The following is a 15516-nucleotide window of genomic DNA, read 5'->3' as shown; positions in this document are numbered from 1 at the left end:
CGCTATGATCTTAGAATGAAGCTGTTTGCTGGTATCATTAATTCCGAGCTTAAATTATGACTTTTGCAAGAGGTCTAGTGTGGTTAAGTTTATTTGCACATGTTTATTTACATCGTCGTACAGACAGCGAATCCTCTGAGCCAGATTTCAACACCCGCTTATATCGTCTTCTTTTAGACTATCATAAGTTCTCATTTTAGGGTGTCGCTATCACTTAGAGTGAGTTACTTGAGCAAAATCATAAGTCTTTTATAAAGGCTTATATAAGATTTAGACTCAGCATATCAGCTCAATATTTGAGCTTGGTATGCCAGAGCGCAGTTTTGAGTTAATTTCGGATTTACTTTGATTTTATTTGAAATCAATGCAGACACACCAAATTTTAATAATATATCGATAGGAACAATAACAATGTCAAAAGACACTGATAACCCCAACTCTAACACCTCAAACGAAGCCAGTAAGACCAATAAACCACAAGATACTGTCACTTTTGCCTTAGCTCAATCACATTTTTTGGTCGGCGATATCTCAACCAACGTTGAAAAAATGCGTACCCTAGCATTACAAGCACGCGAACAAGGTGCTGACGTAATCGTATTCCCAGAGTTAGCGCTGTTAGGCTACCCTCCACAAGATTTATTGCTGCGTCCAAGCTTGTCAGGTCGCGTTAAAAGCGCTTTGTCTACTTTGAGTGATATCGATGATATCGTCATGATTGTCGGCTATCCGCATGTCGATCATCACGGTACTTTTAACTCTGCTGCCATCCTGCATAATGGTCATCAAAAAGGCTTTTATCATAAGCAAATTTTGCCAAATTATGGCGTGTTTGATGAACGTCGCTATTTCGATAAAGGTCGTAATCAAGTTTTATTTGACTATAAAGGCATTACCATTGGTCTGCTTATCTGTGAAGATTTGTGGGAAAAAGGTCCTATCTCTGAGCTTAAAAAGCAAGGTGCTGATTTAATCGTAAGCTTAAACGCCTCACCTTTTGAGATTGAAAAGCAGGACAATCGCAAGACTATGCTGGCCAAGCGTAGCCGTGAGAATAAGCTACCTATCGTCTATGTCAATGCTGTCGGCGGGCAAGACGATCTAGTGTTTGATGGTGGCTCTATGGCTGTACAAGCTGACGGTAGCATTGCTCATGAAGCGCCGCGCTTTATGAACCAGTTGCTACTGGCTACGTTAGACGTCAAAACTGCTAAGTTTAACGAGCAGACCAAAGCGCCTCTAACCTTAAGCCGTGAGTCTGAAATGTATCAAGCGTTAGTCGTCGGTCTACGCGACTATGTCAACCACTCAGGATTCTCTGGCATTATTGTCGGGTTGTCAGGTGGTATTGACTCAGCATTGACACTCTGTATCGCTGTTGATGCGTTAGGCGCTGACAAGGTATATGCGGTCATGATGCCATACGAATACACCTCTCAAATCAGTCTAGAAGATGCTCAAGCCCAAGCACGTCGCTTAAATGTTTCTTACACCGTCTGCCCTATTTTTGACGCTGTCGAAGGCATCCGTCATACGTTAGCGCCGTTATTCAATAAATCGCCAGCGGATACGACCGAAGAAAACATCCAAGCGCGTGCTCGCGGTGTTATTTTGATGGCCTTGTCCAATAAATTCGGTCATTTAGTTATCACGACTGGTAACAAGTCAGAATTGGCAGTGGGTTATTCAACATTATATGGCGATATGGCTGGCGGCTTTGACGTACTAAAAGACGTATATAAGTCTCAAGTTTATAAATTGGCGAGCTATCGTAACCGTTTAGAAGATACGCCGGTTATTCCTGAGCGTGTTATTACTCGTCCACCATCGGCTGAATTACGTCCAGATCAAAAAGATCAAGACAGCTTGCCGGACTACGATGTGTTAGATGGTATCTTGACGTCATATATCGATGAAGACATGGGCTATCAAGAAATTATTGATAAAGGCTTCGATGCTGAGATGGTCGCCAAAGTCATCAAAATGGTAGACAACAGCGAATACAAACGCTTGCAATCTCCTATCGGTACTAAGATTAGCCACAAAGCTTTTGGACGTGAGCGTCGTTACCCATTGGTCAATAAATGGTCAATCAAAGGTTAATTACTACATACCTCTCAACTTTAACTATCTATAAGTTGAGAGGTGCTAGTTAGCCAGTTTTACAAGCTATCGAATTTTTACTATTAGCTGGGTGCTTGCCCAGCTTTTTTGGTTTTTATCCACCAAAAATGTCTACACCTAGCCATATTCTTTTCCACACATTTTCACCAACTATTTGCCTTAATTATCTTTATTCCTTTTTCGAGTACGTCATGAGTTTGCTAACCGCTAGTGTTTTTCTTCTTTTATTGCTTGCCTTAAGTACCTTTGTCTCTGCTGCTGAGATTGCCATCGCTGCAGGCCGTAAGATTAAACTCCAAATTATGGCAAAAGAAGGCGATGTTCGCGCACTTGATGTCCTCAATATGCAGGAACACCCTGGTAGTTTTATCACCGTCGTGCAAATAGTGCTAAATGCGGTCGCTATTTCAGCTGGTGCCGTGGGTGAATCGGCCATCAGCCCTTATCTCGAGCACTTATTGAATAGTGAAACAATAGCATCAGTTATATCGTTTGTACTTATCACGAGTTTGTTTTCACTACTTGCCGACTTAATGCCCAGACGTTTGGCCATGTCAAATTCAGAGACGATAGCGGTACGGCTTGTACGCCCGATGATGTTGTTAATATTTATACTAAAGCCCATTATATGGGTGTTCGATGGGGCTGCAAATATCCTGTTTAAACTTTTTGGCATCTCAACCATACGTCAAGATGATATGACACCAGAAGATATTTATGCAGTGATGGATGCAGGTGCTGAAGCAGGTGTATTAAAGAAGCAAGAGCATCACTTGATCGAAAATATCTTCGATATGCAGGAGCGTACCGTCACCTCAGTGATGAACCCTCGAGAAAATATCGTTTATTTTGATACCAAAACAAGTACCGAAGAAGTCGTGAATATCATGATTGAGCAGCCACACAATAAGTTTTTGGTCTGCCATGATGATGATTTAGAACATATCATTGGTTATGTGGAATCTCGTAGCTTTTTAGCTTTGGTTTTGAACCAACAAGAAGTTAGCTTAACGAACAAGACTCTATTGAAACCAGCACTTTTCGTACCTGATACGTTGTCTTTGTTTGAGGTACTAGAGATGTTTAAATCTACTGGCGCTGATTTTGCAGTAATTGTGAATGAATATGCCCTAGTTGTTGGCGTTATCACCTTGAAAGACGTGATGAGCATTGTGATGGGCGAGTTGGTAACACTAGAAGAACAACCTATCGTCCAGCGCACTGACAACTCGTGGTTAATCGATGGCATGACCCCTATCGAAGATGTGATTCGTGCATTAGATATTGTTGACTTACCACGCAATCAAAATTACGAGACTATCAGTGGATTTATGATGTATATGCTCCGAAAAATCCCTAAAAAGACTGACACGATTGAGTATGCCAATTATCGATTTGAGATTATTGCGACTGATAATCTTAAAATCACGCAGATGCTAGTCACCAAATTAGAAGATGTCATTTAATTTACTGGCTAGTTAAAGGATGCCTAACTAGCCTATTCATATCGTTTTAAGCACGTTGACCAAATATAGCAGTGCCGACACGTACCATTGTTGTGCCGTTTTCTATCGCTTCTGCCATATCACCACTCATACCCATACTAAGCGTATCCCAACTATCTAGCTCTGGATAGTCTACTTTAACCTCTTCAAACAACTGCTTAGTTCGTGCAAAGGCATCCGTATTTGCTTTAGCAGGAATAATCATCAAACCTCGCAGTTGTAAGCGCTCATACCCTTTGATCGCTGTTATCAGCTCTGGCAACTGGGCTGGCAGACATCCTGACTTGCTGTCTTCGTTATCGATATTTAGTTGGATCAATACATTCAACGGTGGTAGGTCAGCTGGTCGTTGGTCATTTAATCGTCTGGCAATGATATCGCGCTCAACCGTTTGCACCCAATCAAAGTGCTCTGCAATGTCACGTGTCTTATTACGTTGAATACTACCGATATAATGCCAAACGATACTTTTGCCTACAGGCTGAGCTTTAAGTTCAGTAATTTTTTCGATGGCTTCTTGTAGATAGTTTTCACCAAAATCACGCTGTCCCTGCTTCGCTAAAGTTGCGATCATATCGGCAGATTTCGTTTTCGAAACAGCCAGCAGCATAACATTATCAGCCTGTCTGTCAGCATGATCACACGCTTGCTTCATCTGCTTACTAACTTGTTGCCAATTATCGATAAGTGTCACTTCATCAATATTGCCATTCATTTCCTTCATATTTTGCCCTTACTGCTTGTTTAATTTTTTGAAATTTTTTTCTGCAATTTTTATTATAAAAAAACATAACTATCCGATTTTTAAAGTAAATCAGAAATAACTTCTATAAGAATTATTTTAAAACGATACAGTTCTGGTTTTTCTTAATTTAGTAGATGGTTAAATACTCATAGTCTTGTTATGATATTGTTACATGCTTTAACATATGCTTATGAATATGCTAGTGATGGTAAAGACCTGTACTAGTGAGCTTCTTGCCATTTCTTATTATACTAAGGCTATCGATGAATAGTTTACCACGTACTTTTATAGTGTTTTGTCTTACCTAGACTAAGTGATAGGAATATCAAATTATGGCTGAAAAAAACAATCTTAATATCGAAGACTTACTGCGCTTTACGGTTAAGCATAAGGCGTCAGATTTACATATTTCAGCGGGTATGCCGGCAATGATACGTGTTGATGGTGAAATGACCCGTATCAATATGCCAGAGATGACCCATCAGGTCGTGCATCAGCTTATTTATGACATCATGAATGATAAGCAACGTGCCGATTTTGAAGAGTTTTTTGAAACGGATTTTTCTTTTGAAATTCCTAATCTAGCACGCTTCCGTGTCAACGCTTTTAATCAAAATCGCGGTGCAGGCGCTGTATTTCGTACCATTCCTTCTAAAGTATTAACGATGGAAGACTTAGGTATGGGCGATGTCTTTAGACGCGTTTCAGACTTTAAGCGTGGTGTGGTATTGGTCACGGGCCCAACAGGCTCAGGTAAGTCAACAACACTTGCGGCGATGATTGACTATATTAACGAAAGCCGAAAAGAGCATATTTTAACTATCGAAGACCCGATTGAATTTGTGCATCAATCTAAAAAAAGCTTAATCAATCAACGTGAAGTACACCGTGATACTTTAGGTTTTGAGCCAGCATTGCGCTCTGCCCTACGTGAGGATCCTGATGTTATTTTGGTTGGTGAACTACGTGACCTTGAGACCATCCGCTTGGCACTGACAGCGGCAGAGACCGGTCACTTAGTGTTCGGTACCTTGCATACCAGCTCAGCGGCTAAAACGATTGACCGTGTTATTGATGTGTTCCCAGCGGCTGAAAAAGACATGATCCGCGCGATGCTGTCAGAATCATTGCAAGCTGTTATTTCACAGACCCTGTTACGTCGTCAAGCAGGTGGACGTATAGCCGCCCATGAAATCATGATAGGCACCCCTGCTATCCGTAACTTGATACGTGAGAACAAAATCGCTCAAATGTACTCTGCCATCCAAACAGGTGCAGGCGATGGCATGATCACCCTTGATCAGACGTTAAAGAACTTGGTAAGTAAGGGAACCATTAGTAAAGATGTTGCACGTCCTTATGCCAAGCAACCTGAGGCATTTTTATAGTACTGACAGACAGTATTGACAGATACCATCAAAAATAACAAACAACTTATGGTCTCTGTAATTACTTTTTTACTTTTTACTTTTTACTTTTTACTGACGTATTTAAAATATGATTTTAATTGACTTACATCTGGTACAGGTGCGATATGGACATTGATAAACTATTACAATTAATGATCAGCAAAAATGGCTCTGACCTTTTTATTACTGCTGACGTAGCACCTTCCATGAAAGTGAATGGAAAAATTTTACCTGTCGGTAGAACACCTTTGAGTGCTGAACAAACCATGAGATTGGTCAAAGGTGTAATGACACCAAGCCAACGAAAAGAGTTTGAAGAAACCAACGAGTGTCAATTTGCCATCTCTGATGAAGCACAGCAAGCTCGCTTTCGAGTCAGTGCATTTGTACAACGCGATATGGCGGGAATGATTTTAAGGAAAATTGAAAACAACATTCCAACGGTCGAAGAGTTACGTTTACCGCCAGCGCTAAAAGAATTGGCCATGAAAAAACGCGGTATTGTTCTATTAGTTGGCGCAACAGGTACAGGTAAATCTACTACCCTTGCTGCAATGATAGGACATCGCAATCAAAACTCTCATGGTCATATCATTACGATAGAAGACCCTATTGAGTTTGTTCATAAACATCGCGGCTGTATTATTACCCAACGTGAAGTTGGTATCGATACTCATTCATTTGAAGCGGGCCTAAAAAACACGCTACGCCAAGCACCCGATGTTATCTTAATCGGCGAGATTCGTAACCGTGAAGTCATGAGCTATGCTATCCAGTACGCAGAAACTGGACATCTAGTGTTTGCAACGTTGCACGCAAACAATGCTAACCAAGCAATTGATCGTATCATTCACTTCTTTGAGACCAATCGCCATAATCAATTGTTTATGGATTTGTCGTTGAACCTACAAGCTATTATCGCACAGCAACTTATCCCCACGCCTGACGGTAAAGGACGACGCGCTGCTATTGAGATTTTGCTAAATTCGCAGCTGATTAGTGACTATATCCGTAAAGGAGAAGTCCATGAAATCAAAGATGTGATGACACGCTCACGAGACAGTGGCATGCAAACCTTTGATCAGGCACTTTTTGATTTGTACGAACAAGGAGAGATAACGTATAAAGAAGCGATTCTACATGCCGACTCCCCTAATGATCTACGCCTAAAAATTAAGCTCAGTAGCAAAAACGGCAAGGCTAATTTAGATGAAGGTGCTGATAGTTTATCGTTAGATGTGAGCTAAATTATTGCGCTTTCTAGGCATAATAGACATATAAAAAGAAACCCTCGTTATAAATAACGAGGGTTTTTTACTGTTCAATATCGTAGTACTAGTAGAAATAAGCGTTTCTACTAGTACGCTAGACAATTATTTCGCGCTATCTCTACAGGCTTGATCCGCACAAATGCCATATAGCACGAGAGAATGCCCAGACAGTTTAAAGCCATGTTCTTCTGCTACTTTTAGTTGCTCTTCTTCGATGACTTCATTATGAAACTCTATAATCTTGCCACACACATCACAAACTAGGTGATCGTGATGCTCTTCTTGGGTAATCTCAAATACAGATAGATTGTTTTCGAAGTTATGACGCTCAACAATACCTGCTTGCTCAAACTGTGTTAGTACACGATAGACAGTGGCAAGACCTACGTCTTCACCTTGCTCAATAAGCGCCTTGTACACTTCTTCTGCACTCATATGATGCAGCTCTGCGCTTTCTAATAACTCTAAAATTTTGATACGAGGTAACGTGATCTTGAGTCCTGCTCTACGTAAATCTTGATTGGTAAAAGAAGCCATAATATCCCTTTTGACTGTAACAGCCTTAACAAATAGAAAATATGAGATAAATAATCAGCAAAGATTATTTTTATTTAATATAAAGTAAATGATCAATAATAAACTGATGAAAATTACACAGACATCTCTCTTATTATTTTCTAAATATCGAGATGCAAGCCTATGAATTTAAAATATAATTAATCTAACCATTCAGATTGTGTTTGGTAAATAATGTCGTAAGTGGTAGGCAATTGCAAGTAAATGACGTATCATTTGTCCAAGATTGTCGGTCAGACTGGTACGACCTAACGCTGGCCACACCTAATTCATTTCTTATGAGTCATCTTACCATGATAAAGACATTAAATTTCCGTCCGTTAAGCCACACCAGCGCATTACGTAAGATCGTTATCACCAGTATGCTTAGCGCTACTGTTGCTATGTCTGGCTGCTCATTATTGAGTGTTTATAAGATTGATTTGCCACAAGGCACAGCGATTACTCAAAACCAAGCCCAGAAGCTACAAGTGGGTATGAATCAAAACCAAGTTCTTTATACTCTTGGCAGCCCTGCGATTCGAGATACTCTTGAGCCTAAACGCTGGGATTATATCTATGACTACAAAGCAGGCACTGAAGGTAGCCGTAAAGGCATCGCAGATGTCAAAAACGCTAGCCAGCATTTAGTTGTTTACTTTGATGATAATGGTTTGGTCACGCGCATCGAAGGTATTGAGAGTCTGCCAGCATCATAGTCAGCGAAACCTATTAGCTTAGATAGTTAACGGTTAGCTACGAGATTTATTTTTGCGCTGAGACATAGGATCAGCGCTTAAACTGCGATATACCTCGATACGGTCAAAAGGCTGTAGCAAATAGCTTAATGGCTGTTTCTGTGCATAAATTCCCACATGCCAACGTTTCGCAGTTGGCGTGGTGATATCTATTACTTGCTCACACCACTTCGCCAGTTCTGCAAATTTCTCAAGCCACCCTGCTTGCGCCAACGCTTCATGCAAACTAGTACCTTGTCTAACCTGCAAAGCTAGATAATGCTGGCGCTGCTCATCTTCAGCATACGCCAGATATACGGTCATTAGATTGGCTTGCGTAGACTGTGGCACACTGCTGTCACGACCTTCGATTGTTAGCTCAACCACTGCATCACCCAACCTACCAATGCTAGCAGCAATGCTAATGGTACGACTAAACGTATCGCTACTCGCCACAAGTTATAAACTGCTTCATTGCTAAAATTTAACGACTTGCGTAGATGGCTGATTTTCATCTGCCATCCCGCAAATACTGATAATAATAGTACAGCAATGCTACTAATAATGACCAAGATGCCAACTAACCATGCTGTCGGTATCGCAACCACTAATAGTAACGCTACAGCAAAAGTGATTATCAAACTAACTAATAATCCAAACTTATGCGTTAACTGCTGAGTACTGTAATGTAGCAAGTAACTGGCTACAAATAACACCCCACCCCAATATAACAGCTGTCCAATCGGCGGTAGCGACATACCACTAGTAAATAAAGCCACTACTCCTATCAGCAGTTGCAATACCCAAATCGGTAACACTAGCTTGGTTGCACGGTACTCACGAGTAGCAGCTCTATTGTTTGCTTGCTGATTGGTTGCTTCTACCGCTGTGACTGTTTGCTTACTCACCAAGTTCTGACCGAACCAGTATAATCCTGTACCTGCACCAACACTGACTAATGCTAACGCGACTGCGCGAGCCCATTCCGTCAAACTGATATCAGTCATGGCAAAACCAGCATTTGGCACACCGTTTGCGAATCCTAGCAGCAACCCTATTACCATCAGTCCTAAACCAATAGGTAAAGGTGCAATACCCAGCAAGCTTAAGAGTACTGCAATGACCATTAGACCTGCAGCAACTGCGAAATCAGGTACATCGGGTACGCTATTTAGCTCAGTTAATGCAGACAATATACCTGTACTTGCACCAGATATAACCAATGCTGCAATCACAATAGAGACCAGCGCTGCTAACCAACCAAAGCTACGCCAGATCGGACTGACATCTGCTTCACGAGTGAGCTTTTGCATACCCGCTAGAGGTCCTTCGACACTGCGATAGGCCAACGCTATCTCAGCGTAAACGACTGGCAGCGCAACCAATACCATGGCTAATAGCCACAACAGCCAAAAGTCAATCTCACCAATTGACGCAGGTGCGAACCAACGAAATAGCAATAACGGTAGTAGCGCCGCGATAAAATAAGAAGCATAACGGATCATCATAATTTCAATCCAAACGATCTAATACCATTTACAAAAACTGGACTAGCAAACAAAGCAAGTGCAAGTACCACGCATAGTAGACTGAACATGTTTGACACGGCTAACCATATTTTGAAAATTGGTATAAAGTGAATAACGATAATTTATAATTATACAGAGCAACGACTGGCTTCTGTAAATGAATTCATCTAAATACTGTCTTAATATAAGGGACAAACAGTTATAAAAAAACCCCGAAATCGGGGTTTAGTCATTCAGATATAATCAATATGCGATTCAATACTCAGTGGCTTTACTCAATGGCCTTCTATGCAACGCAAAGCATGTATCAGATACTGAATCAGTGCGACTCAATTAGTGAATAGCACTTACATAGTCTGACAGGATACGAATGTCACGATCTGATAGTTTCGATGCAACCGTTTGCATCATACCCATCTCGCCTTCTTTGGCTGCATCATTGACTCGTTTTTGGTCATCGCTATCGATATCATCAACACGTCCAGCAGCACGGAATAGTTTTAGCTGAGTAGCAATATACTGAGCGTGCTGTCCGCCTAGCTTTGGAAATGCAGCCCAAGTATTACCTGCAGCATCTGGACCATGACAACCTGCACAGCCAATAACACCGCGCGACTTATCACCGCCCAAGAATAGCTTAGTCGCTTCTTGGTTGGTTGCAGGATTGCCGTAGCCGACGCCCCAAGGCGCTTGACTGGCATAGTAACCTGCTACGTTGGCTAGGTCTTGTTGAGACAGGTTAGCAACTTGTGATTGCATAATACCGTTTTTGCGATAACCTGCTTTAAAGTTGACTAGCTGTTTATATAGGTACTTTACGTTTTGGCCGCCAAGGTTTGGCTGTGCAGGAACAATGCTGACGCCATTAAGACCATGACAAGCGGCACAAACGGTTTCTGCAACTTTTTGACCTGCATTGACGTCATATTCAGGAACAATAATAGCAGCTTGTACGCTGAAACTTGCAACGCATAAGCTGGCAGCAGCGATTAACTTTTTCATTGATACAAATCCTACTAGCTCGGCGTAAGCATTATTTAGAGTGATTGCACTGGTAAGATACCTGATATAGCCGCCTCTTTAATCATGAGAATGGCGTATATTTTGAGGTCTTGGACACAAGCAGTCTGAAAGTACTTACTAACATCAGGGTTTATTTTCGATTATTATAGCAAGACTTTGTATCATTTGCCTACTTAATCATAGTATCCATCAGTTTTCTGGCAACACAATATACAATATGACGCAAAAACAAAAAGCGCAGATAGGTTATTAGCCCAGCGCTTTATTTTATATGCTTAACTTATATTTATAAGTCGATTATTTGCTCATATATTCGATAAGTTTACGATAGTCGTCATCACTACATTTGTCGCAAAGACCACCTGCTGGCATCTGCGGCATACCACCTTTGACAGACTTGATAAGCGTCGGCATACTTTTTTGTTTAATCAGCTGTTGCCATTTAGCACTATCACCTTTTTTGATGGCATTCAACGCCCCACTATCGTGACAGGCTGCACATGAGTTATTATAGGTAGTGGCAATATCCGCCGCACCTGCGCTGCTAATCATCATGCCACTTAATAATAGTGCAGCACTGCTAGCTGTTATAGCGCGATAACTCGTGCTAAGAAGTTTACTGATTGAAAACATAGAGCACCTCCTCGTGATATTTCACGTGTCTCATCAATCTTTCTGTTAAACGTCTCTCGTTAAACATTGTAACAATATATGTCATATAAACATAGAGAATTTGGATATGGCTTTGTTAAAGCTGAGAACTTGTCTTAATGACTGACCAACTTTAATGTTATCCTACTATTTATATGATGCTAATCGCAGTTATTTCAATAAGTAAGACGCGGAATAGTATAGAATAGCCAGTAATATTAAATAGCTACTTTTATGATTTGCATATATATAACTGTATTGATAAAGAACTGCCTTTTAACTTGGTTTACCTATCGCTTGACCAATTACTTGACCGCATCGATGACTTGAATCATCAGCTGACTAAAATTTTATAATCGCATCCAATTTTTTAAGATTAATGAGCCATTTATGAGTACCCCGTTTAACGATGTCGCCGCTGAACATGCTTTGTTCAATACCAAATCTCGTCAAAAAATTCAGCAAACTGAGTTTATGATGTCAGCACCTACCTTTCGTCTCTGTCCTCCTGATATGGGATTGGAAGTCGCTTTTGCAGGTCGCTCAAACGCTGGCAAATCATCAGCCATCAACGCCTTAACCAATCAGCGTCAATTGGCTCGCTCGTCTAAGACACCTGGACGCACGCAGATGATTAACTTTTTTAGTATCGGTGATACTGACAGACGTTTGGTTGATTTGCCTGGTTACGGCTATGCCGCTGTTCCGCTAGAGATGAAAAAAGAATGGCAGGTTGAGCTAGAAGAATACTTGGTATCACGCTCAAGCCTTGCAGGTCTGGTATTGATGACAGATATTCGTCATCCGCTTAAGTTTTTTGATGAGCAAATGCTGCACTGGGCAAACGATGGTGAGCTACCAGTACATATTCTGCTGACCAAAGCAGATAAACTGAAGTACGGTGCTTCTAAGAATGCCCTCCTTGAGACTCGTAAACGCCTGAAAAAACTGGGCTTAAACTGTACCATTCAGTTGTTTTCGGCCCTCAGAAAGGAAGGTCTCGACGAGTTGGCTGGAATAATGGGCAACTGGTATGAGTATCAGCTTGATGCAGACAAAATCATTGAGTCATCTTTTGCGTTACTAGAAGGCGCTGAATTAGAGGACGCTATTGAAAAAGAAAGCGGTGAAAAAGAGAGCGTTGATAAAGAAAACAAATAGATATCGTTGTCTTTAACAAAAAAGGGTTTATCGCTATTACGATAAACCCTTTTTTATTGCCTGTTTATTCACTCATTATTATTATCGGTATACTATAAAAACAATGAGGGTTATAAAAGTAGCTCTACCCGCATAGCAAATCCACTAGCGCTTGTGGAGTATCAACCTGATAGGTTGGATTTTGCGCAGCAAGCTCTGTACTGGTTGCTGTACCATAGTTCACCGCTATACTAGTCATGCCCAATGCTGTTGCCATTTGAATGTCATAGATACTGTCACCGATAAACACAGCATCAGAAACCTGCTGCTGTGTGTACTCCAAGATATCGGTTAACATCTGCGGATCAGGTTTTGAGCCTGACTCATCAGCACAACGCGTAATCGCAAAATAATCATGGCTATCTGAGGCATCTAATACACGATCTAGCCCCTTTCTTTTTTTACCAGTTGCTACGGCGAGCGTTTTGCTTTGCCGCTGCAAAGTTTGCAACATATGCTCTATCGGCTCAAAGAGCGGCGTATTATGACTATTAGCAATATAGTACTCTGCATAGGTTTGCTGAATCTCAAGCAACTGTGCATCGTTTGCCTGCGGATATAAAATCTTAATCCCATTCATTAAGCTTAGACCAATGATATCTTTTACGGCTTTATCAGTCGTCTTAAATCCGTGGGCTTCGCCAGCCACATGCATAGACTCAACGATTAAACCGATTGAATCCATTAGCGTGCCGTCCCAATCAAAAATAATCAACGTCTTATCAGACAGATTGTGTTCTGCTGATGGTTGAGTATTTATGATGCTTTCTGAAATTGTAGCTGGTTTGGTCATGGAGTCACCTTAATGAATAACAATAATAAATAGCAGATACTAAAACGTCACGGCGGCTTATTCGTAAAAATAAGATATCGTGACGTTTAAGAAAATACAAAAATAGTTTGGCTTAAGAATTAATTTTGAAAAACTATTCAGGCAACCTCGTTGTTTCTGGTAACCAATCTGCCATATCGTCTGGCAATGGCGCAGTAATGGTCTTGTAGCCTGGAATATCTAAGCGCCATGCATGTAGACACAAACGATGGACACCTGATTTATCATGAACGTTATATTTGTCATCACCCAAGATAGCATGACCGATATGTGCCAAATGCACACGGATTTGATGAGTGCGACCCGTCAATGGCTTGGCTTCAATTAAGCTTACTGGCTGACTATTAATCATAAAGCGATCATGGATAATGATATCAGTCTGACTTTCTTTCGCTTGTGGATCTTGGCTATCTACTTTCACTCGGCGCTCACCACTAGCAAGTGTATAACGTAGCAACGGCGCATTGATACGTTGCTCATTAAGCGCAGGTTGTCCTTTGGCAAGACACAGATAGTGCTTTTGAATGGTCTTGTCTACCAAATGCTGCTGCAACACTTTGAGCGTTGAGCGTTTTTTGGAAATCATCAGTAACCCTGATGTGTCTTTATCAATGCGATGGATTAGCTCTAGGTATTTTTTACCCGTCACTTCACGCATGGCTTCGATAACCCCAAAGTCCAAGCCGCTACCGCCATGCACAGCGATACCAGAGGGCTTGTTTAGCACTAACAAACCGTCATCTTCATAGACCACACGAGCCAGCAAGCTTTTGGCGAACTCGGTACTAATAATTGGTTTTTCGCGCGTTGCTAGCTCTACAGGAGCAATACGTACCACATCTTCACGCTGCACTCTATCATGTGCTTTACAGCGCTTATTATTGACACGTATCTCATCTGAGCGAATCATTTTATAGATATGTGATTTTGGCAAACCTTTTAAACGGTTTAACAAAAAGTTATCCAAACGCTGGTCGTGTTGATGGCGCGTTACTTCGAGGTAGTTCACCTTACCGAAGTTGCTAATCTCATCGTCAGCGCTTTGTGGGCGTGTTTTGCTATTAAAAATAGCAGGGGCTTCATGGGTAGTAGCGTCGTCAGTCATTTTTGAGTTTGTCATTTTTAGTTAGGTATTTACACAAAGATTTGCTATAGTTTAGCATGTTGAGCGACAATTAAGCAGAGGCGACAGCAATAATCATTGTTGTTACAAATAGTTGACCACCATTTTATTGCTTGTCAGTTTTCTACTACTTGCCAGTAAAGAGGTTGACACTATTTATGCTGCTGACCTGACACGTTTCATCTGATTTTAGGGCGCTTTATTTAGAGGTATTACTTACCAAATATATCCCTAAAAATTAAAGATACTGTACTGAATGTTATTCGGTACCATAAAATAAATAGTGACACTAAATACCTTCGCGTTAATGACGCTGATAATAAATCAGCTTATTAACCGATTACAACACAACACTGACTCACTAATTGCATGACAACGACCGCACTTGATAATCAATCATTATTTAATGACTATTTATCTGATGGTTCTTTATGTAAACATAGTTGAGCAAGTATGGGTAGTTTAGCGTTAGGATCGAAAAGTATATCGATAGCTGCCTAAGTATTGGTGGTCAAACAGATGACGATAACAATGTAAATACGATACCACGCTGACAAGCTGGTCCATTACTCTGTTTGCCAAGTACGCCCCGCTGATAACAAAAGCTGCGACACCTAACCTTGAGACACCCAAGATATTATTGACGTTATACAAAGAACGATAAACAAAGAGTAACCAATTGCTTCACCTGAAAAACAACCGCTGAATGACGCCACTATATAGTAGCAATCATGACCGCGATATTATTGTTAGACTTTGATGAATGAATGGCAACAGCGCCACGCCTTTTTAATATCAGTATTTTTTAGAAC

Annotated in this window: 14 protein-coding genes; 6 read left to right on the top strand and 8 right to left on the bottom strand. The window is 41.0% G+C overall.

Translation table 11 applies throughout. The features are described 5' to 3' along the window. The first annotated feature begins 411 nt into the window (after nucleotides 1–411). Nucleotides 412–2103: an NAD+ synthase gene (locus tag QO187_RS07185; protein WP_102078089.1), complete on the top strand. Its 1692-nt coding sequence runs from the start codon at nucleotides 412–414 to the stop codon at nucleotides 2101–2103. Nucleotides 2104–2315: 212 nt separating this feature from the next. After that, nucleotides 2316–3590, top strand: a complete 1275-nt coding sequence (locus QO187_RS07180) for a hemolysin family protein (protein ID WP_102094725.1) — start codon at nucleotides 2316–2318, stop codon at nucleotides 3588–3590. Between the two features lie 46 nt (nucleotides 3591–3636). Here the strand turns inward: QO187_RS07180 and QO187_RS07175 are convergent, their stop codons facing one another. Next, nucleotides 3637–4353 carry a YggS family pyridoxal phosphate-dependent enzyme gene (locus QO187_RS07175; RefSeq protein WP_102094724.1) on the bottom strand — a complete coding sequence of 239 codons (717 nt, stop codon included), beginning with the start codon at nucleotides 4351–4353 and terminating at the stop codon, nucleotides 3637–3639. Between the two features lie 353 nt (nucleotides 4354–4706). On the opposite strand from QO187_RS07175, the gene QO187_RS07170 reads away from it, so the two are divergent. Both QO187_RS07170 and QO187_RS07165 read left to right on the top strand, forming a co-directional pair. After that, nucleotides 4707–5762, top strand: a complete 1056-nt coding sequence (locus QO187_RS07170) for a type IV pilus twitching motility protein PilT (RefSeq protein WP_057758253.1) — start codon at nucleotides 4707–4709, stop codon at nucleotides 5760–5762. Nucleotides 5763–5908: 146 nt separating this feature from the next. Further along, nucleotides 5909–7030 (top strand): PilT/PilU family type 4a pilus ATPase, encoded by a 1122-nt coding sequence (locus QO187_RS07165; RefSeq protein ID WP_102094723.1) that lies wholly within the window; start codon nucleotides 5909–5911, stop codon nucleotides 7028–7030. Nucleotides 7031–7156: 126 nt separating this feature from the next. Here QO187_RS07165 and fur read toward each other — a convergent pair whose 3' ends face one another. Continuing rightward, nucleotides 7157–7591 (bottom strand): ferric iron uptake transcriptional regulator, encoded by a 435-nt coding sequence (gene fur, locus QO187_RS07160; protein WP_102094722.1) that lies wholly within the window; start codon nucleotides 7589–7591, stop codon nucleotides 7157–7159. A gap of 317 nt (nucleotides 7592–7908) precedes the next feature. Here fur and QO187_RS07155 point away from each other — a divergent pair, with 317 nt between their 5' ends. After that, entirely contained in the window at nucleotides 7909–8328 is a 420-nt protein-coding gene (locus QO187_RS07155; RefSeq protein ID WP_102094721.1) for an outer membrane protein assembly factor BamE, read from the top strand. Between the two features lie 33 nt (nucleotides 8329–8361). On the opposite strand, the gene QO187_RS07150 is transcribed toward QO187_RS07155, so the two are convergent. The 4 genes from QO187_RS07150 to QO187_RS07135 all read right to left on the bottom strand — a co-directional run bounded on the left by QO187_RS07150 (nucleotide 8362) and on the right by QO187_RS07135 (nucleotide 11531). Continuing rightward, nucleotides 8362–8733 (bottom strand): RnfH family protein, encoded by a 372-nt coding sequence (locus tag QO187_RS07150; protein WP_228153247.1) that lies wholly within the window; start codon nucleotides 8731–8733, stop codon nucleotides 8362–8364. After that, complete coding sequence (locus tag QO187_RS07145; protein ID WP_102094720.1) at nucleotides 8721–9854, bottom strand: hypothetical protein; 1134 nt, start codon at nucleotides 9852–9854, stop codon at nucleotides 8721–8723. The genes QO187_RS07150 and QO187_RS07145 overlap by 13 nt, the downstream gene beginning before the upstream one ends. Nucleotides 9855–10208: 354 nt before the next feature. After that, complete coding sequence (locus QO187_RS07140; protein WP_101205531.1) at nucleotides 10209–10877, bottom strand: cytochrome c; 669 nt, start codon at nucleotides 10875–10877, stop codon at nucleotides 10209–10211. A 318-nt stretch (nucleotides 10878–11195) separates the two neighbouring features. Beyond that, the gene (locus tag QO187_RS07135; protein WP_102094719.1) at nucleotides 11196–11531 is read right to left on the bottom strand and encodes a cytochrome c5 family protein; all 336 of its coding nucleotides are present in this window, start codon (nucleotides 11529–11531) and stop codon (nucleotides 11196–11198) included. Nucleotides 11532–11939: 408 nt separating this feature from the next. Here QO187_RS07135 and yihA point away from each other — a divergent pair, with 408 nt between their 5' ends. Beyond that, entirely contained in the window at nucleotides 11940–12710 is a 771-nt protein-coding gene (yihA, locus tag QO187_RS07130) for a ribosome biogenesis GTP-binding protein YihA/YsxC (RefSeq protein ID WP_102078084.1), read from the top strand. A 124-nt stretch (nucleotides 12711–12834) separates the two neighbouring features. Here the strand turns inward: yihA and QO187_RS07125 are convergent, their stop codons facing one another. Both QO187_RS07125 and QO187_RS07120 read right to left on the bottom strand, forming a co-directional pair. Continuing rightward, nucleotides 12835–13542 carry an HAD family hydrolase gene (locus tag QO187_RS07125; RefSeq protein ID WP_102094718.1) on the bottom strand — a complete coding sequence of 236 codons (708 nt, stop codon included), beginning with the start codon at nucleotides 13540–13542 and terminating at the stop codon, nucleotides 12835–12837. A gap of 133 nt (nucleotides 13543–13675) precedes the next feature. Then, the gene (locus QO187_RS07120) at nucleotides 13676–14686 is read right to left on the bottom strand and encodes an RluA family pseudouridine synthase (RefSeq protein ID WP_102094717.1); all 1011 of its coding nucleotides are present in this window, start codon (nucleotides 14684–14686) and stop codon (nucleotides 13676–13678) included. Between the last annotated feature and the right edge of the window lie 830 nt (nucleotides 14687–15516).

Origin of the sequence: Psychrobacter sp. Arc9 (assembly GCF_041431295.1) — a bacterium.
In the GTDB taxonomy this organism is placed as follows: Bacteria; Pseudomonadota; Gammaproteobacteria; order Pseudomonadales; family Moraxellaceae; genus Psychrobacter.
The sequence above is the reverse complement of the archived record's forward strand: the minus strand, read 5'-3'. Positions and strand labels throughout refer to the sequence as shown.

What these genes read in the sequence shown, in the direction of transcription:
- QO187_RS07185 (WP_102078089.1), top strand. Translation starts at nt 412, where the DNA reads ATGTCAAAAGACACTGATAACCCCAACTCTAACACCTCAAACGAAGCC.
- QO187_RS07180 (WP_102094725.1), top strand. Translation starts at nt 2,316, where the DNA reads ATGAGTTTGCTAACCGCTAGTGTTTTTCTTCTTTTATTGCTTGCCTTA.
- QO187_RS07175 (WP_102094724.1), bottom strand. Translation starts at nt 4,353, where the DNA reads ATGAAGGAAATGAATGGCAATATTGATGAAGTGACACTTATCGATAAT.
- QO187_RS07170 (WP_057758253.1), top strand. Translation starts at nt 4,707, where the DNA reads ATGGCTGAAAAAAACAATCTTAATATCGAAGACTTACTGCGCTTTACG.
- QO187_RS07165 (WP_102094723.1), top strand. Translation starts at nt 5,909, where the DNA reads ATGGACATTGATAAACTATTACAATTAATGATCAGCAAAAATGGCTCT.
- fur (WP_102094722.1), bottom strand. Translation starts at nt 7,591, where the DNA reads ATGGCTTCTTTTACCAATCAAGATTTACGTAGAGCAGGACTCAAGATC.
- QO187_RS07155 (WP_102094721.1), top strand. Translation starts at nt 7,909, where the DNA reads ATGAGTCATCTTACCATGATAAAGACATTAAATTTCCGTCCGTTAAGC.
- QO187_RS07145 (WP_102094720.1), bottom strand. Translation starts at nt 9,854, where the DNA reads ATGATGATCCGTTATGCTTCTTATTTTATCGCGGCGCTACTACCGTTA.
- QO187_RS07140 (WP_101205531.1), bottom strand. Translation starts at nt 10,877, where the DNA reads ATGAAAAAGTTAATCGCTGCTGCCAGCTTATGCGTTGCAAGTTTCAGC.
- QO187_RS07135 (WP_102094719.1), bottom strand. Translation starts at nt 11,531, where the DNA reads ATGTTTTCAATCAGTAAACTTCTTAGCACGAGTTATCGCGCTATAACA.
- yihA (WP_102078084.1), top strand. Translation starts at nt 11,940, where the DNA reads ATGAGTACCCCGTTTAACGATGTCGCCGCTGAACATGCTTTGTTCAAT.
- QO187_RS07125 (WP_102094718.1), bottom strand. Translation starts at nt 13,542, where the DNA reads ATGACCAAACCAGCTACAATTTCAGAAAGCATCATAAATACTCAACCA.
- QO187_RS07120 (WP_102094717.1), bottom strand. Translation starts at nt 14,686, where the DNA reads ATGACTGACGACGCTACTACCCATGAAGCCCCTGCTATTTTTAATAGC.